Origin of the sequence: Pseudomonas sp. PSPC3-2, from assembly GCF_049897085.1 — a bacterium.
In the GTDB taxonomy this organism is placed as follows: Bacteria; Pseudomonadota; Gammaproteobacteria; order Pseudomonadales; family Pseudomonadaceae; genus Aquipseudomonas; species Aquipseudomonas paraveronii.
Genome location: NZ_JAFCVO010000027.1, coordinates 21593 through 38924, shown reverse-complemented (window position 1 = coordinate 38924; position 17332 = coordinate 21593). Strand labels below are relative to the sequence as shown.

The 17332-nt window shown below is 53.7% G+C and carries 23 protein-coding genes; 19 read left to right on the top strand and 4 right to left on the bottom strand.

Annotated features, from left to right (window positions below; translation table 11 throughout):
- The first annotated feature begins 92 nt into the window (after window positions 1-92).
- The 6 genes from ACP7CJ_RS27555 to ACP7CJ_RS27530 all read left to right on the top strand — a co-directional run bounded on the left by ACP7CJ_RS27555 (window position 93) and on the right by ACP7CJ_RS27530 (window position 3478).
- Window positions 93-410 carry a hypothetical protein gene (locus tag ACP7CJ_RS27555; RefSeq protein WP_426103016.1) on the top strand — a complete coding sequence of 106 codons (318 nt, stop codon included), beginning with the start codon at window positions 93-95 and terminating at the stop codon, window positions 408-410.
- Window positions 352-2121: a KlcB family protein gene (locus ACP7CJ_RS27550; protein ID WP_426103014.1), complete on the top strand. Its 1770-nt coding sequence runs from the start codon at window positions 352-354 to the stop codon at window positions 2119-2121. The genes ACP7CJ_RS27555 and ACP7CJ_RS27550 overlap by 59 nt, the downstream gene beginning before the upstream one ends.
- Before the next feature lie 37 nt (window positions 2122-2158).
- Window positions 2159-2581, top strand: a complete 423-nt coding sequence (locus ACP7CJ_RS27545) for a hypothetical protein (RefSeq protein ID WP_426103012.1) — start codon at window positions 2159-2161, stop codon at window positions 2579-2581.
- Window positions 2582-2642: 61 nt separating this feature from the next.
- Window positions 2643-2900: a hypothetical protein gene (locus ACP7CJ_RS27540; protein ID WP_426103011.1), complete on the top strand. Its 258-nt coding sequence runs from the start codon at window positions 2643-2645 to the stop codon at window positions 2898-2900.
- A 40-nt stretch (window positions 2901-2940) separates the two neighbouring features.
- A complete protein-coding gene (locus ACP7CJ_RS27535; RefSeq protein ID WP_426103009.1) occupies window positions 2941-3195 on the top strand; it encodes a hypothetical protein in 255 nt (84 codons plus the stop codon).
- Between the two features lie 22 nt (window positions 3196-3217).
- On the top strand, window positions 3218-3478 hold the full coding sequence (locus tag ACP7CJ_RS27530; RefSeq protein ID WP_426103007.1) for a hypothetical protein: 261 nt from the start codon (window positions 3218-3220) through the stop codon (window positions 3476-3478).
- Here ACP7CJ_RS27530 and ACP7CJ_RS27525 read toward each other — a convergent pair whose 3' ends face one another.
- From ACP7CJ_RS27525 to ACP7CJ_RS27515, 3 genes are all read right to left on the bottom strand, one after another.
- On the bottom strand, window positions 3479-3673 hold the full coding sequence (locus tag ACP7CJ_RS27525) for a hypothetical protein (RefSeq protein ID WP_426103005.1): 195 nt from the start codon (window positions 3671-3673) through the stop codon (window positions 3479-3481).
- A 17-nt stretch (window positions 3674-3690) separates the two neighbouring features.
- Window positions 3691-4167 (bottom strand): DUF6392 family protein, encoded by a 477-nt coding sequence (locus ACP7CJ_RS27520; RefSeq protein ID WP_426103003.1) that lies wholly within the window; start codon window positions 4165-4167, stop codon window positions 3691-3693.
- 135 nt (window positions 4168-4302) lie between these two features.
- Complete coding sequence (locus ACP7CJ_RS27515; RefSeq protein WP_426103001.1) at window positions 4303-4641, bottom strand: helix-turn-helix domain-containing protein; 339 nt, start codon at window positions 4639-4641, stop codon at window positions 4303-4305.
- A 58-nt stretch (window positions 4642-4699) separates the two neighbouring features.
- Between ACP7CJ_RS27515 and ACP7CJ_RS27510 the strand changes: the two genes are divergently transcribed.
- From ACP7CJ_RS27510 to ACP7CJ_RS27475, 8 genes are all read left to right on the top strand, one after another.
- Window positions 4700-5419, top strand: a complete 720-nt coding sequence (locus ACP7CJ_RS27510) for a transcription termination/antitermination NusG family protein (RefSeq protein WP_426102999.1) — start codon at window positions 4700-4702, stop codon at window positions 5417-5419.
- A gap of 83 nt (window positions 5420-5502) precedes the next feature.
- Window positions 5503-5724: a hypothetical protein gene (locus tag ACP7CJ_RS27505; RefSeq protein WP_426102997.1), complete on the top strand. Its 222-nt coding sequence runs from the start codon at window positions 5503-5505 to the stop codon at window positions 5722-5724.
- A 357-nt stretch (window positions 5725-6081) separates the two neighbouring features.
- Window positions 6082-6405 carry a type IV secretion system protein VirB2 gene (locus ACP7CJ_RS27500; protein ID WP_426102995.1) on the top strand — a complete coding sequence of 108 codons (324 nt, stop codon included), beginning with the start codon at window positions 6082-6084 and terminating at the stop codon, window positions 6403-6405.
- A gap of 23 nt (window positions 6406-6428) precedes the next feature.
- Window positions 6429-6830 carry a VirB3 family type IV secretion system protein gene (locus ACP7CJ_RS27495; protein WP_426102993.1) on the top strand — a complete coding sequence of 134 codons (402 nt, stop codon included), beginning with the start codon at window positions 6429-6431 and terminating at the stop codon, window positions 6828-6830.
- Entirely contained in the window at window positions 6757-9168 is a 2412-nt protein-coding gene (locus ACP7CJ_RS27490) for a VirB4 family type IV secretion system protein (protein WP_426102991.1), read from the top strand. The genes ACP7CJ_RS27495 and ACP7CJ_RS27490 overlap by 74 nt, the downstream gene beginning before the upstream one ends.
- A gap of 5 nt (window positions 9169-9173) precedes the next feature.
- On the top strand, window positions 9174-9887 hold the full coding sequence (gene virB5 / locus ACP7CJ_RS27485) for a P-type DNA transfer protein VirB5 (protein ID WP_426102989.1): 714 nt from the start codon (window positions 9174-9176) through the stop codon (window positions 9885-9887).
- Window positions 9888-9950: 63 nt separating this feature from the next.
- Entirely contained in the window at window positions 9951-10277 is a 327-nt protein-coding gene (locus tag ACP7CJ_RS27480; RefSeq protein ID WP_426102987.1) for a hypothetical protein, read from the top strand.
- 10 nt (window positions 10278-10287) lie between these two features.
- A complete protein-coding gene (locus ACP7CJ_RS27475) occupies window positions 10288-11235 on the top strand; it encodes a type IV secretion system protein (RefSeq protein ID WP_426102985.1) in 948 nt (315 codons plus the stop codon).
- Window positions 11236-11442: 207 nt separating this feature from the next.
- Here the strand turns inward: ACP7CJ_RS27475 and ACP7CJ_RS27470 are convergent, their stop codons facing one another.
- Entirely contained in the window at window positions 11443-11664 is a 222-nt protein-coding gene (locus ACP7CJ_RS27470; RefSeq protein ID WP_426102983.1) for a hypothetical protein, read from the bottom strand.
- Window positions 11665-11782: 118 nt separating this feature from the next.
- Between ACP7CJ_RS27470 and ACP7CJ_RS27465 the strand changes: the two genes are divergently transcribed.
- The 5 genes from ACP7CJ_RS27465 to ACP7CJ_RS27445 are packed head-to-tail and all read left to right on the top strand — an operon-like array spanning window position 11783 to window position 17301.
- The gene (locus tag ACP7CJ_RS27465; protein ID WP_426102981.1) at window positions 11783-12049 is read left to right on the top strand and encodes a TcpQ domain-containing protein; all 267 of its coding nucleotides are present in this window, start codon (window positions 11783-11785) and stop codon (window positions 12047-12049) included.
- Window positions 12046-13785, top strand: coding sequence for a PilN family type IVB pilus formation outer membrane protein (locus ACP7CJ_RS27460; RefSeq protein WP_426102979.1), 1740 nt, complete (start codon window positions 12046-12048; stop codon window positions 13783-13785). The genes ACP7CJ_RS27465 and ACP7CJ_RS27460 overlap by 4 nt, the downstream gene beginning before the upstream one ends.
- A gap of 2 nt (window positions 13786-13787) precedes the next feature.
- Window positions 13788-15113, top strand: a complete 1326-nt coding sequence (gene pilO2 / locus ACP7CJ_RS27455; protein WP_426102977.1) for a type 4b pilus protein PilO2 — start codon at window positions 13788-13790, stop codon at window positions 15111-15113.
- The gene (gene pilP / locus ACP7CJ_RS27450) at window positions 15103-15654 is read left to right on the top strand and encodes a type IV pilus biogenesis protein PilP (protein ID WP_426102975.1); all 552 of its coding nucleotides are present in this window, start codon (window positions 15103-15105) and stop codon (window positions 15652-15654) included. Before pilO2 ends, pilP begins: the two co-directional genes overlap by 11 nt.
- Window positions 15655-15666: 12 nt before the next feature.
- Window positions 15667-17301: a GspE/PulE family protein gene (locus ACP7CJ_RS27445; protein ID WP_426102973.1), complete on the top strand. Its 1635-nt coding sequence runs from the start codon at window positions 15667-15669 to the stop codon at window positions 17299-17301.
- Window positions 17302-17332 lie beyond the last annotated feature (31 nt).

The following is a 17332-nucleotide window of genomic DNA, read 5'->3' as shown; positions in this document are numbered from 1 at the left end:
TTTGCTGGGGAAGTGGCAGTTCAATGTGTCGCAGAAGCTCTGAAGGTAGTGCTCGATCCATCGGAAGTACGCGGTACCCAGGAGTCGGCATCATGAGTTGCCTGACCGAAGCACAAAAAGTCGCCGGCGCCATTTTTGAACAGCTCGCGGCTCGCAAATTTCTGGTGATTACTGGGGCTCGCGATTTGGTAGCCACACCACAGGGGCTGCAATTTAAGCTTCCGGCCAATTTCGCAAAAGACGGCGTAAATATGATTCGCGTCGAGCTGAACGCTCTTAATACTTACGAAGTGATCGCAGGCCGCTGGGCGCGGCTGGACTTCAAAGAGAAAGCACGCGAAAGCATGATTTATGCCGAGGACCTGCAACGCGCCTTCTCTCGCCTTACCGGCCTCGATGCCCGTATCTAAGGTAGGAGCCGCAAAGATGGCCAAGAAGAAAGCGCCCGCCCAGGAACTGCCGCTGGAACATCAGCCGCTGTTCCTCAAGACCCTTGAGTTTCTGCCTGCGGAGCGCGCCGAGCTGGAGCAGCTGGCCGGCGACATGCTGCAGCTATTCAATGACGCCATGATCGCCGGCAGTGCGCGTGACATCGAAACGTCAGCGCTCCGGTATAGCGCAGTGGTCTACCGGCTGAACGGCGATACGTTCATGGGCAGCGGTACCAAAGATGGCCCAGGGGGGAAGTTGCGCAAGCATTTGGCCGCGCCGGCTGGGGTAGTGCCAGGCTGGGGGCGGGCCGGGGAATACCTGCTTGAGGTTGGCGGCATGCGCATGCGGGTAGCTGTAGATCCCTGGGGCATTAATGGCGTGTACAGCCTGAGCTTTCATGCCGTGGATGCTTCATCCAAGTTCATCAGTGAAACGGGCTATATGAGTCACTTTCTGCACCCTGATCAGCATGTAGGCCAGGAATTGGGTCACGCCGTGCGCGTCGAAGTTGAGGCGCTGCTGCAAGGAGAGCGTAAGCCCAGGGCGATCCGCGAGGAAGAGCGCAGCAAAATCACCGTGCCGGCCTGGCTTGCGCCGGCACTGCAAGGCGTTACGCGTAACGGTCAAATGAACATGCCGCTGTCTGGCGAAGCGATGTTGTCGGAGCCCGTCGAGAAGGTGCCAATGACCAACGCCGAGCGGCAGCGCCGGCACCGTCAGCGGTTAAAACAGCTGGCCGACACCGAAGGGCTTAAGGTTATTCCACTGACCCAAGAAGAGCGCATGGTGTTTAGCCTGGGCGTGCTGGCCCACGAGGATCTGTTTCACCGGCCAAAGGACCACTGGGAAACCACCAAAAAGCCTGGATTTGATGCGCTGTTGACCAAGCTGTGGCCCGAAGGCGATAACGGCCGCTACCTGGCTGAGCCAGAACGCAGCACCCGCCGGCCGGCGGCGTTCCTGCGTGACGAGCTGGAGCGGCAAAAGACGATCATTCAGCGCCTGCAGGATGAAAACCGCGCGCTGCGTGCCGGCGAGCCCGTCGCGGGTGAAGTCATTGTGTCCGCTGATGACCCGCACAACTGGACCCGCACCGTTCAACTAACCCGGGATGAAGATTCATTGATGCTGTGGGCTTTCAGCGTGTATTTCACGGCGCGCGCTGATCTGGATAATCTAAAGTCGCCGTATGTGGTGGAAAATCTGGAGAAGATATTCCAGGGTTGCCCCGCCTGGACCGAGGATTTTAAGGCCCAGCTAGATCAGGATCAGGGAATAATCAACGGTAACAAGCGCCGGGACAAAGAGGCCAAGCGCGGCTGGAAAAGCTACGAGGATGAACGCAAGCAAAACATTCAGCTATTCAAGGAGCGGGCTGCTGATCGCGCGGAAATCGAGCGACTGAAAACCGCGCTGAATGAGATTGCCGCCGAGGTGGGGGCACCAGCTGCAGCGCCGGTTGCGCGCACGCTTGACGGCAAACCGACGGATTTGGAGCGCCAGAATCGTGAGGTTGATTGGGTGGTGCGCGAGCTGAATAAGGCCACGGCCAAGGTCGGCGCGCTTGAAAATGAGCAGACGTTGCTGGAGTCGGAGCGTAACAAAGCGTTTGCGGCCAACCAGACGTTGACCGAGCGTTTACGGCGCGCAGGCCTGCCGACTGACTACCGAAAGCAGCCGGGAGAATAGCCGTGTGTGACCGTAACGAATTGATCAGGGATCGAGCATGAGCGATAAACCAAGGCCACCGGCCGGCCAACCGTACCGAGTGCCACCGCGTGGGCCAGTGACGGCGGAACAGGTCGCGCCGCTGGTGGCCGACCTCGGCCCGGGCTGGAAAGACTGCGCCCAGGTGCAGCCGTGGCAAGATTGCGGTTCAGCGTTGCGCTACGTGGTTTACAGCCCGTCTTACATGGGAACGCTGCTGGTGTGCCGCTTCGATCTGTTCAGCCCGACGCGCTGGTGGCATGAGGGTATGCAGGTGGGTATCAGTGGTGTGACCCATTGGCGACTGGCCGATGAGGACGATCAGGATTTTACCGAGCTGGACTGCATGCCTATGGTGAGTCCGCCCAAAGCTGATGCCCTGGCGCAGTTGCTCCACTGGTGGGGCTGGTATCGCCGGTACAAGGGGTTTGACCCCGAGTGAGCATCGATCAGCGCCGCAACCGTGTTACCCCTAACGAACTGAATAGAAAGGAACCCGATCTATGTCGATCACTAAGCCGCCGGACATCAACCCAGTCAAACTGAACATTGACATTGACCGGCCGGAGACGCTGCGCACCTGCATCAACGTGGACAAATGGGCGCACGAGGCGGGAGTCTCCCCGGCGCGAATCAAGAACGGACTGGCCCAGCTCCGACTGCGCGGTTTACTTAAGCGTGTGCCGAGTGCTGCCGATTTGGAGTCGGGCGAGCTGGGCGCCCCGGGTAACGTCCTGGCGTTCCGACCGAGGCAAGGGTAGGGCGCTGCGTTACCCATAACGAACAGAAGGAACCCCCGCCATGTCGACGCTGGAACCCGGCAAGTTGCCCCCGCTGACTGATGCCCAGGTGCAAGCCGGAGCGCGCCCGGGCGAAACCTGGAAGCAGGCGAGGCAGCGCCTGGAGGCGGCGAACTGGGCGTGCCCGCCGTTTCAGGTGGATGACCACCCGGGGGCCGATTACACGCTGGGCGGTCCGGTTGATGAATGCGAAGGGCTGGACGGCCAGCCCGTCCAGTGGGAGCCCGGCGAGCTGGTTTCGCCGCGTTACGAATAACGAACAGAAAGGAACCCAATCGATGCCCCTGATCCAGATCGAACAAGACAGCCCCGAGCTGATAGCGCAGGTGAATCGCGAGATTGAGCATATGGCCGTGCGCATACGCACGCACTCCGGCACGGTGATCGTCCCGATGGCCGAAGAGTATGTGCTGGGCTACCTGTCCGCACTGTATCAACATAGCTTGCTAAGTGATGAACAGTGGCAGCGCTTGAGAGCTGAAGCCGTAGGCCGCTTTGCTGACGCAGTAGGGCTGCGCGGCTTCACCGTGGAGCTATGATTACACGCCCTGGGCGCGGGCGGCTTTGTCCAGGGCCTCGGCCAGGATCTGTGCCGAGGTACTGAGTGCGCTGTAGCGGCGGGCCAGCTCCAGTTCGGGCGTGCTGGAGGTGGTGCGCTGGTACACGGCATGCATCTGGCGGAAGTGTTGAAGCGTCTCCAGCTCGTGTTGCGTCAGTTCCAATGTGATTTTCACAGCATCACCGTCGTGAGTCAGTTCCTATCCATTAGGGAGAAGACAACACGGTCGACGTGCAGATCCTCTGCATACTGAAAGTCGATGAAAGCCGCGTTGTGTAGGGTGGGTGGTACCTGGTAGCTATCCCAACCGCCCATAGTCTCTATGGAATCTGGTATTTCTACCGCGCCTTGAGTTCTCAGCGGTTCACCGAAAATTGCTCTGACCTGGTATTGGGTCTTTGCAATGTCATAGGGCACTGGTAACCCGCCGGTGTAAATGGGCATACCCCCGCTCAAAACCCCATCTCTCAAAGTGATTTGAATCGCCTCAAAGCGTTTTGTAGCAGCCCAAAAACTCAGCTCTACGCCAGGCACAGGCTCAATTTCCAATGATTCCCCCCCTCCGTAAAGGTCGTACAGGGGCTGGTTTGAAATGATTCCCTGGGCGACCAGATGATCATGTGAACCTCCCAGGTTCTTGATCCAGCTTTCTAAGGTTCCGGAGTCCATCGCTACCACCTCGCTTCTTCTATTTCGTTTATTACCCCAAGCTGCTGACGGCTTGGTGGCTTTTGCGTCATGCACAGTGAGTTACCTCGACCACGTTTTTCGGAAAAGGTGCCAAAAGTGATAGAGGAACAGTGATTAGTTTTTCTCGAGCAATTGGATTGTCTTGATCAGCTTTTCCAAAAGAAGGGGGTTATCGATCTTGTAGACCAGCTCTAAGAGCTTAGTCCTAAGCGCTATTATCTGCGCCCTCGACAGGTCCTGCTCTGAGGGGAGTATGTCCATAGGAGACACGTCAAAGAGCCCGGCTAGTTTAATGAGTTGCTCGCCATCTGGTGAGTGCTGGCCGCGTTCATAGCGACTGATCGTCGCAATTTCACATTCCAAGGCTTCCGCTAAAACCGCCTGTGTAATCCCTTTTTCTTTCCGGAGTGCGCGTATCCGGCCTCCGATGAATTTCCTTGTGGGCGAGGTCATTTGCGGCGCCTGAAAATTCTCTAGTTTCAGGCGTTTACCGGGAAAAAAAAGGCTAAAAATGCAAAATTTACATAAATCGTTGTTTTCGGCGCAAAAAGACCATAATATTTCAACTGCTAAAGATGTTCTCGTAACGAAAAGTACTGTACATTTGACCAGTACTGTATTTATGTACAGCAAGGCACAGGAAAATGCTTCGATAGCTCAGGCTCGCTCACGGCGCGTTTGTGGCGGGTTGCACCCAAAAGGGAGAGTTTTAGGGATGCAAAGCTGGTATTTAATAACTCATAATCTCCATGGTTTTCAGATAGTTACGACGAGGCTTGAAGCTCTCGGCGTGGAAATCTACTCGCCTACCATGACTGAGATTTCAAAGCGTCAGGACTGCAAGGCCGTTCGCGTCAAGCAGAAGCAACTGTTTCCCGGTTACCTTTTCCTCCGCTTCGATCCAGAAGACATTCACACCACGACCATCTCCGATGTTCCTGGTGTGAAGGGTTTTGTCCGCTTTGGACCAACGATATGCACTGCCCCGGACACTCTGATTGAGGCGTTAAAACAATCGCTACTGCTTAAGGCTGATAAGGCGCTAAGTAATATCGAATGCAGAAACGTTACACCTGATGTGGCAGACGCGCTGCGTTCGATTACCCGAATGAAAGACCAGTTGGAGCGGCAAACGGCTTTCTTTGCTTTGCTTCAGAAAGAGTCTGGCCTTCTCAATATGGCGAGCCTTCCTTACTCACGGATTAGCTCGGCAACCAGTAACGCCTGCTGATCGCACGACAGCAGTTCAAAAAAACCTATATCACTGCCCGGTTAATACCGGGCGGTGTCTTTGTGCATCCGAGGAGACTGAATATGGTCCAAACCCATATTGGAAAAAAGAAGTCTGCCGTGGCCCATATCGGGCACGAGCGCTTCGATACATTGACGCAAATTGCAATTGATTTGAGTGGGCAGTCTCGGCGCCAAATCACCGGGTCGGCGTTCTTGAAGTTCATCATTGATAACTTCTCCGACCAAGCGAAAGAGTTGTTGTTGAAGCAATACGCGAAGGAACTTGAAACCACACAGGGGTAGGTCATGGACTTAAAAACGTCGCTTACTGTTCTTATATTTCTGCTTGTAACTGTTAAAGCAGTAGCATCAGAAGAGCCTACCGGCCGACCAGGTGCGGCTGTTGAACCAACCAAGCAATCGACGCCCGTGCCAGAGGAATCCTATTCCGGCTTGTTCCCAGGACCAGGTGGGGGAGCGGGGCACGAACAACCTGCGCAGAAGGTTGTTAATCAGACACCGATACCTATTTACGAAAGTTGGGATGTACTGCGGCAATACCCGCGATACACCCCTGTTCCTAAATCAACTGGGCCTGATGAGATCCCAGTAGATAAATAGATTTCAATTGTTGTTCGTAAAATGTGAAGGAGAAACATGATGTTAAACCGCAAGAAAATAGTAGGTCTGGTAGGGTTTCTAGTCTGTCTGATGCCAATGGTTGCGATGGCTGATGACTGGGCGCAGACGTTGGTTACTCAAGGCCGCAACGTGCGAATTGGTCTGTACGCGATCGCTGGTTCGATGGCGCTGGGGTCGCTCGTTTATACGGGTATCCGCTGGTTGGCCGCACGTACCCAGGGCGACCACTCGACCACCTTTATGACGTACCTGGAACAGGTAGGCGTAATTATTGTTGTTGGTGGTGCCATCGCGCTGGGCGCAGGTGCTTGGCAAATTTTCGGTTCGGGTAATCCGACCTAATCCTAGCTACTGGGGGGCCAGCAATGTCAGATGAAAAACCGCTGTTGTTTGACAGCTACAACGCGATGTCACGTCCCGCCATGTATTGGGGCGTTCCCATTATGCCCATGCTCGGCTTGGTGATGGCGACACTTGTTGGGTTCGGCATCGGTGCAGCGATCTTCGATTGGGTATGGGGGCTGATCTTCGCGTTTCCGTTTTTGCTTGCGCTGCCGGTTCTCCGGTTTTTTACGTCGATTGATGACCGTTACATGCGAAGAATTCGTTTCGCGCTACGTCGCTTACGACTCAACATAAAGCACGGCAAGAACTTATTGCTTACCTCCTACAATCCGAAGTGGAGTCAATACTATGGCAAGCGCTTTGCACAAAAACGTTATGTCTCCGGAGGAGATGGCAAATCTGATGAAGTACCACGTTCATGAGAACATGGTTACACTTACAGGGAATCGCCTAGTTAGCCTGATTCGGCTTAAAGGTATCTCTCATGAAACACGCAGCGATCAGGAACTTAAACAGCTTTTTTTCCAACTCAACAAATACTTTATTGCAATGGGAAAGAAAGAAGGCAAGAACCTGCTGCTGCAAGCCTATGTCACGAAAAGTGGTGTGGAGCTGAATCATCGCTACAAGTTGTCCTTGCCGGTGTTGCAAGACTTTGTAAACGAATATACCGCCCCCTTTCGTAACGGTACGTTTCGCCAGGTTGGGTACACTTTGGCGCTTGTCCTTAAATATCGTGACCTTGATGCCGGTATTAAGTCGATGCAGGAACTGCTGACTATTTCGTCAACTATGTTGGCTAAGTACGATGTGGCAATCATGGGTATGGAAGAAAACGCCCATGGGGCGATTTATTCGCAGATAGGACGGTTTTATAGCCAGTTGTTCAACGGCCATGAACAAGACGTTCTGTGCAGCGATACGCGTCTGGGCGAGGCCGTAATAGATAGCGTGACAAATTTTGGCGAATACGACTTTGTCGAAAATCGGCCAAACCGAGGTGGCACGCGGTTCGCGACGACTTACGATCTGCGCGATTATCCATCCGCTGGTTCCTCACCTGGTATGTGGGACGAAGCCATCGAGCAGCATTTCGATTTCACGTTGGTTCAGACCTTCCTTTATCAAGATCGTAATGAAGTAAAGAAAGATTTCAAAAGGCATATATCTGACCTTGGTTCAGTTGAAGGCGATTCCAAACAGACCGAGGAGCTGGACGATGCAGTTCAGCAGATCACTCAAGGTGATAAAGCGTTTGGTCGCTACCATGCAGCGCTGATTGTTTACGGTGACTCCCCAGACGACGCTATTGATAATGGCGCAAAGATGGAGTCAATTTTTACGGTTCGCGATGCAACGTTTGTTCGCTCGACAATGAGCAATATCAACACCTGGTACGCACAGTTCCCTGCGTTTACTGAAGTGCTGTATCCAATGAGCAAGTCAACTGAGAACTTCGCTAGCACGTTTTCTCTCCATGCCACGCCCACAGGCAAAGCGCGAGGGAACCCGATCGGGGACGGTACGGCATTGATGCCAATGCGTACTGATAAAGACGCGTTGTTCTTGTTGAACGCACACGACAGTCCGCTAGGTCAAAACAACCTGGGTGAGATGCTTCCTGGGCACGTCGCGGTCACTGGTCAAACCGGCGTAGGTAAAACGACGCTGGAGGCTATCTTGCTGACGTTTGCCAGTCGATTCGAACCAGCTTTTTTCGGAATCGATTACAACCACTCGCTACAAAATCTGCTGATGTCGCTGGACACGCACTACGTATCGCTAGTCCCTGGCACTTACACCGGAGTCAACCCGTTTCAGTTCACCGACAACCCGGAACTTCGGAATTTTCTGTTTGACCAGGTAGCGTCCTGTGCTGGTGGTAAAGCGCTCAATACCGCTGCAGAAGAGCGCGAGATTCAAGACTCCATCTCCGCCGTCATGCAGCATAGCGTTGTGAGCAACCGCGGAATGTCGCTGCTGCTGCAAAACATAGCGCGCAAGGGCGGTAACTGCCTCCATACCAGGCTCGCGAAGTGGTGCCGTCTGGCGGGTGGTTACGAGGGGCAAAACGCATGGGTATTGGACTCGCCTACAAACTTGTTTAATCCTCAGGATTTTTGGCGAATCGCGTTTGACTGCACGAAGATTCTGAATCGTGAGTACGCCACAAAACACCCTGACGTCATGGAAGTGCTGCTCAATACGCTGTTCTACATGAAGCGAATGATGCACGCGGCCAGGCCCGGTAATTTGCTGATTAACTTTATCGCGGAGTACTGGGTACCACTGTCGTTTGAAAGTACCGCAGAAGCTATCAAGGAAATTCTTAAAAGTGGTCGTACTCGTGGCGAGATTCTTGTCATGGATACGCAGTCGCCAGAGGACGCCTTGGATACCAAATACGCACCAGCCGTTGTTCAGCAAGTAATTACCGCCATTTGGCTTGCTAACGATAAAGCCGATCGCGAGAAATACGAACGCTTCGGCGTCAAAGGCAAGGTGTTTGACGCTATAGCTGAAATGCACCCGCTGAGTCGCGAAATGGTAGTCGTCCAGGGCAACCAGGCAGTAAAACTAAAACTCGTTTTGAACGACAAGTTGAAGTACTGGCTGCCGTTGTTGTCCTCAACAACCAAAAACGTCGCTGTTGCCGAACGGGTCAGAAAGTCGTTGAACACAAAAGACCCAAAAATTTGGGTTTCCGCTTTCCTCGATGAAATGGCGCGACTGACAGAATTAGAGAAAAAGAAAGGGTGAAGACTATGAAAAGCTTTTTCGCTGTGACTGCGTTATCGGTTGCGCTGATTATTGGCACCCAGACCGCCAACGCTATTGGTATTCCGACGCTTGACACTACTACTGCTGGAATTTTGGTAGTAAATGCAACTGCTCAAGCCAAACAAGCTCTCGATGCGTTGAAACAGGCAAAAGATGGAATTGAGCAAGCAAAAGCCGAGTATGACCACTACACAAGCTTGATTTCTGGTAACGCTAACTACGGTGACTTTCTTAATAACCCTGCGCTGAACAAAGTTCTTCCGGTTGCAGAATGGGATGATATCTATAAGGACGCTAAGCGACTGCCTGAGCTTCGGCAGCGCTACGGAATGACTTCCGATGATCCGTATGTGCAAAAAGCGTTCGACAGGTTACTGACGGCGACAGGGGCCTTAGAGGCCAACTACGAAGCCAGTAACGAGCGGGTAAAAAATGCCGAGGCGCTCAGGCAGCAAATCAACCAGGTTGACACACCTCAACAAAAACAAGATTTGCAGTTGCGTTATCAGCAAGAACTTGTTGAACAGCAGAATCAACAAATCCGAATGGCAAATATGATCGCCTTAACGGAACAGAAAGAAAAAATTGAGTCGAAGAAGCGTGCTCAAGACTTTCAGGAACATATGCGCGGCAAGGGAAAATATCGTTCAGTGCAAGAAATGGATCAAGCCTACGATAAGGATCTTGACAGCCAGTGAAGTCGTTTCGCACTGCAATAGGATGAATTACACTGATTTTTCATTCGATTAGCTGAGGTCTTTATGAACAAATTTATCAACGTTGGGTTCGGTGCAGTGCTGCTTGCCATTCTGGCAGGATGTGGTGCTGAAAAACCGAATAGCTTTGTTGGTCATTGGGTAGAAGTACCAGGCAGCACCCCTAAGCCAATGACTCTCGATATTTCCTACAGTGACGCTATTTTTCATATTGATGAAAAAAAGAATGTCTTGGGTAAAGACTTTGAGCGAAAGCTAGAAGGTCGTGCCGATTCGGCAACGACTCTCAGCGCATTGGGCGGGGCCTTAACCATGAGATTGGAAAATGGCCACCTGTTTTATAACGGTCGCGAATTGGTGAAATCACCGTGATGGGGGCTAGATGGATTTTCAGATCGCAATAGCCGCCGAACTATTTCAAGCCATCGACACAGCCCTTAAGGGCACCTTGGGAAGTGGTACTTCCAAAGTAATGCTCGGACTGGGTGCGTCTTTCGGTTCGATGTGGATGCTAAATTTCACGTTGAAAAGCATCTATTGGATTCACCAGGGAATGGATGCTGTTTTTCAAGATGTTCTTATGTCCATCATGAAAATGGCGATTATTGTTTATTTCGCGTTTAACGTGTCCTGGTATACATCTACTGTTGTGCCAATTGTCACCGGCTTGCCGGATTGGATGGGTGGGGTTCTCGCTGGGAATGAAGGGCCTGCGACTAACCAAGTAGATGCGCTGATTAACACTTACATTAGTTCGCTAGACACGCTAGTGTCTGCAATGAAATTTGGATTGACCGAGGACTGGTCTGTCATGTTTTACTCCGTGTTGGTAGTCGTGTTCTATCTGATGGGCGGGATACCGTTTATTTCAGTCTGTATTGGCACGATGATCACACTTAAAGCCGCTACAACAATTATCCTTGTTGTCGGCCCTATTTTTATTGCCTTCGCTCTCTTCGATCAAACACGGCAATGGTTTTGGGGGTGGGTGTCGTTAATAGGCGGTTTTATGCTTACACAAGTGCTGTTTGCGGTTGTTGTGGGTTTAGAACTTAATTATATAAACAACAACATTATCAAGGGTGGGCAAATAGAAACTACGCTGGTTACAGCATTCGGTATTCTTTTAGTATTCGGTGCTTTCACGTTACTCGCTACAGAACTACCAAACTACGCCGCCTCTATAATGGGTGGCACACCTTCCGGTGGCGTCAGTGGAGCTGGCGGATTACTGGGCAAAGCCACTGGTATGAAAACTGCCGGCCGGATGGCCGGAGCAGCAGCAAGATTCGTGGCAAGGCGTTTTAAAGGACGCAATCAAATCAAGTAGTTTTAACTGCTTTCGCTTCAAAACTCATTTAAAAAAGGTAACAGTCATGAATTGCAAACTCCTTGCGAGTGAGTTGCTTTGTGCTGCCTTGCTTTTAGGTTGTAGCTCTGCACCAAAGTTAACTTTGCCTACCGGCGATTGGGAAGAAGTTAGCCAACCGAGCGCGTTGCCACCTTTCAGTACAGCCAGCCCAAGTACGGCCTCGCCTTACCCGACCCCTTCGCCGGCCGTGGCGGTTTCTACGCCTCGCGCACCCATGGTGTTCGGTGTTCCGCCGGTTAAACCGGGGGCACCAAGCACACCGGCGCCGTTGCTGCCGCCGCCGGCACCCGCAGCGGCCATGACGGTCTCGCCAAAGCCAATTATCGCGGCCGCTGCGCCGGCGTTAGCGAAGGCGACGGTACCGGCCCCTGTGACGCCTCCAAGCAAGGTAGAGGCCCCAACCGTGGCACCACCGAAAGTTTTCCCGGCATCCCCGGCGCCGCCAGTTGCTGCTGTGTCCGCTGCGCGGCCTATACCTGGCCCTGCGCCGGCGCCAGTTCGCCCCGTGACGCCGTTACCGACCTGGACCGCATCAGTCGGCAGCACGCTTCATCAAACCGTTGCTGAATGGTGCAAGCGGGCCGGAGTCCGCCTGATTTGGAACCCCGAGGACCTGGATTACCCAATCGAAGCGGCTCTGAGCTTCAAGGGCACATTCCCGGAAGCAATTGACCAAATATTTCCGCTCTACGACAACGCCAAACGCAGCTTTTTGGTGGATGGAAACACGTCGAGTCAGGGAATCCTTTATGTATCTGAGAGGAAGAAATGATGAAGTCGTTCTTCAAGTTGAGCTGCATAACCGTTGCTCTGCTGCTTTGCACCAGTTGCACCCTTCAACGGGTAAGTGAGTCGGCTGCCCGGGCAGAGAAAGATGGTGCCGAGGCAGCACAGTACGCAGCAAGTTCACGTGCTCAGAAGTCGGAGCAAAAAAGAGCAACGGTCATTTTCAGCGATAAGCCCTGGGTATCAACGCAGCCAGTCGCCGCCAAGCGTGGCCTACCAGCCGCACTGGATTGTGAAAAGGCGTACCGGCCCTCTGGTGGCGTCACCATTAACGAAGTGGCGCAGTTCATCACCAACGAGTGTGGTATCTCGGTACTGGTTTCGCCCGAAGCGGTCAATCCAGGGCTAAGTGCTGTAGCACCAGGAGCTGGGCCCGCCTTGCTACAACAGGCATCCGCGAACCCCGAAAGTCTTGTTGGGTTGTTTCCTGGGTCGGTTCAAGGGCCAGGCCCGGGACCAGGGGCAAGTGCTACGGCGTACTCACCGCCTAGCGTGGTCAGCGGTCTCAAGTACAACGGGCGTATTTCTGGTCTGCTGGACCTCGTAACTTCCCGGCTCGGCCTCTCTTGGCATTACTCGCAAGTAGAGCGCGCTGTGCGTATTACCTACTTTGATACGAAGGTTTTCGACGTCTACGCCTTCGGTGACAAGCAAGAGATTGAAACGGTTGTTAAGTCGGGCATGACCACCACCACCGGCACTGGATCCGGCACCAATGGTGGGTCCAGTTCGGCCTCGGGTGCCACCGGTGAGTCGGGTAGCAATCAAAGCACAAAGGTGTTGCTCAACACTTCGATCCTCACGGACATCCAGAACAACGTTCAGTCGATGTTGAGTCAGTCGCCACAAGGCCGGCTTTACATGGCTCCTTCGACAGGGACGCTCACAGTTACGGATCGGCCAGACGTGTTGGCTCGTGTGGAGGCGTACTTAAACAAGACGAACTCCGAAATCACCCGTCAGGTTCTTTTCAACGTGAAGGTGTTTGAGGTCACATTGACCGATACGGACCAGCTGGGCCTGAACTGGCAAGCGGTTTACAAATCCTTGTCGAGCAAATGGGGGTTCTCGCTCAATAACACTGTTTCAGGTATCAGCAGCAACGCGGTCGCCGGTTCGATTGGCATTGTCGATTCAGCTAACTCGCCCTGGGCAGGCTCATCAGCAATTATCAAAGCGCTGGCCGAGCAAGGGCGAGTGTCCAACGTGCGATCGCCATCGGTGACAACTCTCAACTTGCAACCTGCGCCAATTCAGATCGGGAACGTGAAGGGCTATATCCCTTCCAGCTCGACAAGCAGCACAGCGTCTGTTGGCACAAGCACCGCGTTGAACGCTGGCACCATCACCTCCGGTTTCAACATGACTCTATTACCCCGGATCATCGAAAACGATGATTTGTTGGTCATGATTTCAATCAACATGAGTTCAAAACCTACGTTCACTACGTTCACCAGCGGCGGATCGAGTGCGCAAACGGCTGACTACGACACCAAAGGCTTGAGCCCAAAGGTCAAGCTGCGCAGCGGTCAAACACTGATCTTGTCGGGCTTCGATGAGATGAGCGAAGACGCCACCAAAAGCGGTGTAGGTAGCCCAGGCTTCTTCGGACTCGGCGGTTCTCAGGTCCGGACTTCGACGCACAGTGTGTTGGTTGTACTGATTACACCGATCTTGCTTAGCCAAGTCGGGAGTGATGAGACATTCGGGCGGGTCGTGTAGCCATGGCTATTAGCGCGCCCCCCACAAAGCAGCCAAAGGTTCAAATACTGACGTATCACGGCAACTCGTTCGTTACAGGGCTGCTCTGGCATCCCTTGGACAGTCTGACGGGGTACATGCGCGAAGCACGACAGTTCGGTCGAAATCAAAAGATGGACATCGTGGCTATCCGGCCTACGAAGTCGATCATCCAGGCAGGATTCGTCGCTCACAACGACGGCGCAGTTAAGGGTATGTACTCGCTCGCTGCGTCCCTGGCCGGACAGTTGGGCGACTCATGGATTGCTGCCTGGCAGGTCACTCCAAATGAAGACCGGTACGCCCTGGTCGCGGTTGACCAGGGAGCTGTCCTACCCGGCTGCGATCAGGTCGGTAGCGCGGAAGACACCACGCGGAAAGTCGCTCAGATGCTCGGCAGTTCGATTTCCTTTAAGGACGTCTATCTGCCCAAGGAATTTGGGCGCGGCGGTGAAAGCCTCGATGTCGCCGCCTTGCTCCAGTCGCAGAACCTAAGCCGAGATTTTCGGTTACGGCCACTCACATTTGGGCTGTCCAAAAGTGAATGGGTGCGGCTCTCAGTTGTCGCGCTATTGGTTGTTGTTGCGTTTATCGGATGGCGTCAGTGGGAAGGCTACAAGGACCGCCAGGCACTAGCGGCTGCAATACAGCGCCAGGCGGAACTGGATGCACTGAACGCACGCGCCAACGAGCAACAAACAATGCAGGCACTGGGGCATCCATGGGCGAAGCAGCCCGCTGTTGCGGACTTCATTGAGGCCTGCAACGGGGCTATCGACCGTATTCCGGTGAGTATTGCAGGGTGGGTTTTTGCATCTGCTCAATGTGACGGTGAAATAGTCTCCGTAACGATTAACCGCACAGGCAACAGCACAGCGAGCGGGTTGATTGAAGCAACCCGGGGTCACTTTGCAGACGAACCTGCTTTCTTCAAAGGCGTCAATGGCGGTAACAGTGCGGCACTCAAGATCAGACTGAGCACGGGTTTGGCCGGCGATGAACCACTGCTCTATGCGAACGAAGCGTTGCCGCTTCTGACGTCCTGGTTACATGGGCAAGGGTTAGAACCGCAACTCAGCGAAATACCCGTCGCAGTACCTATCCCTGCAACGTTACCTGGTGGTGCTGCGCCGCCACCGATGCCTTTGCCTGAGTGGAAGCAGTTTGGTTTGACATACACCAGCTTGCTGTCGCCGGCGATTGTCCTACGCAACGTGCCAGACACCGGTTTTCGCCTACGCGAAATCAAAGTTGATTTGAAGAGTGACCAATTAATCTGGTCAGTGACTGGAGACCTTTATGCGAAATAAATATCTGCTCATACCCGTGTTGTTCGCCCTCGCCGGCATCAGCCGGGTAGGTCTTGCTGAGGATGGTGCCCCGGGTATTACCGTTGGTGCGCTTTCCGCCGTACAGAGCGAAACAGTTCTGTACAAGGCCCAGGGGGAGCGGGCTAAGGCTCTGCGGGAAATTAACGGCCCCGGCCTTCAGACGGGCCAATCAGTCCCCTATTCCTTTCAAGCTACACAGCAGCCGGCCGGAGCGGAGGAGCCATTGCCTGTTGTGAAGCTGGTCTCTGGCTCCAGTAGAAGTTTGCGTGTCTCGCTGCTCTACAGCGGTGGTTTTGAAATTGACGCACAGGTTGGCGGCCCGGAACTTCCGGGAGGCTACAAGCTGGAGAGCATCAGCATGGACAGCGTAATTGTCAGTCGCAACGGCAAGCGCTACTCCCTGGGATTTTCTTCCACCGCGCCTGGAGTCTCGGCTCGCATGCCTGTGTCGGGGTTCCAGGGCTTACCTGGAGCGCCAATGGGGATGTCTGCACCTACTTACTCGCCAGGGCAACCTTAAGGAGGGTTCACCATGACCACCCTCGCGCAAAACCAAGTCGTTCCGATCGAGGACCCAGGCAAGATCGATTCCGCACATCTGGTACTGCTGGAGCCGATCGCGCCGGCGGCTGACCAGGAGTCAGAGCCCCAGTTCGTTGCAAACGTTGGACGCGTCCTAACGGTTGACGGCGAAAAGTGGGAAGCCAACCCAGCGCTGCGTCAGCTTTGTGCGTTCACCGATGATGGGCATCTCTATGTGTCCTCACAACATCAGATGGACCAGCACGTAATGGCGTTTATGGACCGCCTGGAGCGAGCTGACGAGTTCTTTGAAGTCAAGCTGGTGTCCATGAGCGAGATTCTGGCGATCTACCAGGAGCAGTCCAGAAACGATGATGCGCCGACCTCCGCAACCACCGGCACGTTGCGGCAAAAAGAAGTCATCGCTTTGATGGGGCGTGCGCACAAGGCCGGTGCAAGTGACATTCACTTCGTGGTTGGTCACGACATCACACGTATTTTTTTCCGTGTGCATGGGCTGCTCAAACAGGCTGGCGAGATCCCTAGTTCCAAAGGGATCGAGTTGTGTTCGTCGCTTTACAACAGTATGTGCGACGTTTCGAAAGAACATTACCAGCCAGAGATCAGCCAGGACGCGCGTGTTAGTCGGAAATATGTCGATCAATTGGGTTTGTTCGGCGCCCGGGTAGCTACCCGCCCATTGGTTGATGGGCCTTTGATGGTGCTGCGGTTGTTATCCGACGATAAGACCAAGCAGACACCCGATAATTTGGGGTTTTTGCCAGAGCAAGTGGGGCAACTTCGGCGGCTATGTCGCTTGCCCTACGGCTTGACCTTCATTACCGGTCCGACAGGTTCCGGTAAGTCGAAAACCTTGCAGATCCTTATCAATTTGGTGGCCATGGATACGAATGGCACCCGGCACATTCTGACCGTCGAAGACCCGCCTGAGTATCCATTGCTGGCTAACCAGTCACCTAAAGGCAGTAACGAAACCTGGGCACAGGCCATCGCCGTCTCAATGCGCCTGGATCCGGACATCCTGATGTACGGCGAGGTCCGAGACCTGGAGTCCTGTATCGCCGCTTTCACGGGCGGCCTCACGGGCCACCTGGTCCTCTCAACGTTGCACACGAACAACGCGGTCGCTTCGTTACAGCGTCTCGTAGATATGGGCATGGATATCAGTCTTGTCACAGATCCGGCGCTTTTGACCGGAATAGTTAATCAGTCGCTTCTGCCAGTCCTTTGCGAACATTGCCGGAAACCAGCCAGGGATCATCTCAACGAGTTGGATGCCGACCTGGTTGAGCGTTTGGCAATGCTAAAGATCGAGGACGCGAATCTCTTGGGGGATGGCTGCGAACGCTGCGACATGTTGGGCGTTACAACGCGAACGGCTGTGGCTGAAGTTTTGGTGACAACTCATGGATTCATGAAGGTCTTCAAAGAGAGCGCCAGTGAAGCCCGCAATTACTGGGTCAAGCACATGGGTGGCATTACCAAAACAGCTCACACCCTGATGAAGGTGAGAGCCGGGATCGTTGATCCACGGATGGCCGAAACCATCGTTGGCCCGTTGGATTTCGATCACTACATTCTGGAGCAAGATCATGTTGAAAAAGATCCGGCGCGTACTCAGTGAAAATTTTGGTATTAAAAAACCGATAGGGCGC

Coding starts and splice junctions, on each gene's coding strand:
- ACP7CJ_RS27555 (WP_426103016.1), top strand. CDS start 93: ATGAGTTGCCTGACCGAAGCACAAAAAGTCGCCGGCGCCATTTTTGAA.
- ACP7CJ_RS27550 (WP_426103014.1), top strand. CDS start 352: ATGCCGAGGACCTGCAACGCGCCTTCTCTCGCCTTACCGGCCTCGATG.
- ACP7CJ_RS27545 (WP_426103012.1), top strand. CDS start 2,159: ATGAGCGATAAACCAAGGCCACCGGCCGGCCAACCGTACCGAGTGCCA.
- ACP7CJ_RS27540 (WP_426103011.1), top strand. CDS start 2,643: ATGTCGATCACTAAGCCGCCGGACATCAACCCAGTCAAACTGAACATT.
- ACP7CJ_RS27535 (WP_426103009.1), top strand. CDS start 2,941: ATGTCGACGCTGGAACCCGGCAAGTTGCCCCCGCTGACTGATGCCCAG.
- ACP7CJ_RS27530 (WP_426103007.1), top strand. CDS start 3,218: ATGCCCCTGATCCAGATCGAACAAGACAGCCCCGAGCTGATAGCGCAG.
- ACP7CJ_RS27520 (WP_426103003.1), bottom strand. CDS start 4,167: ATGGACTCCGGAACCTTAGAAAGCTGGATCAAGAACCTGGGAGGTTCA.
- ACP7CJ_RS27515 (WP_426103001.1), bottom strand. CDS start 4,641: ATGACCTCGCCCACAAGGAAATTCATCGGAGGCCGGATACGCGCACTC.
- ACP7CJ_RS27510 (WP_426102999.1), top strand. CDS start 4,700: ATGCAAAATTTACATAAATCGTTGTTTTCGGCGCAAAAAGACCATAAT.
- ACP7CJ_RS27505 (WP_426102997.1), top strand. CDS start 5,503: ATGGTCCAAACCCATATTGGAAAAAAGAAGTCTGCCGTGGCCCATATC.
- ACP7CJ_RS27500 (WP_426102995.1), top strand. CDS start 6,082: ATGTTAAACCGCAAGAAAATAGTAGGTCTGGTAGGGTTTCTAGTCTGT.
- ACP7CJ_RS27495 (WP_426102993.1), top strand. CDS start 6,429: ATGTCAGATGAAAAACCGCTGTTGTTTGACAGCTACAACGCGATGTCA.
- ACP7CJ_RS27490 (WP_426102991.1), top strand. CDS start 6,757: ATGGCAAGCGCTTTGCACAAAAACGTTATGTCTCCGGAGGAGATGGCA.
- virB5 (WP_426102989.1), top strand. CDS start 9,174: ATGAAAAGCTTTTTCGCTGTGACTGCGTTATCGGTTGCGCTGATTATT.
- ACP7CJ_RS27480 (WP_426102987.1), top strand. CDS start 9,951: ATGAACAAATTTATCAACGTTGGGTTCGGTGCAGTGCTGCTTGCCATT.
- ACP7CJ_RS27475 (WP_426102985.1), top strand. CDS start 10,288: ATGGATTTTCAGATCGCAATAGCCGCCGAACTATTTCAAGCCATCGAC.
- ACP7CJ_RS27460 (WP_426102979.1), top strand. CDS start 12,046: ATGATGAAGTCGTTCTTCAAGTTGAGCTGCATAACCGTTGCTCTGCTG.
- pilO2 (WP_426102977.1), top strand. CDS start 13,788: ATGGCTATTAGCGCGCCCCCCACAAAGCAGCCAAAGGTTCAAATACTG.
- pilP (WP_426102975.1), top strand. CDS start 15,103: ATGCGAAATAAATATCTGCTCATACCCGTGTTGTTCGCCCTCGCCGGC.
- ACP7CJ_RS27445 (WP_426102973.1), top strand. CDS start 15,667: ATGACCACCCTCGCGCAAAACCAAGTCGTTCCGATCGAGGACCCAGGC.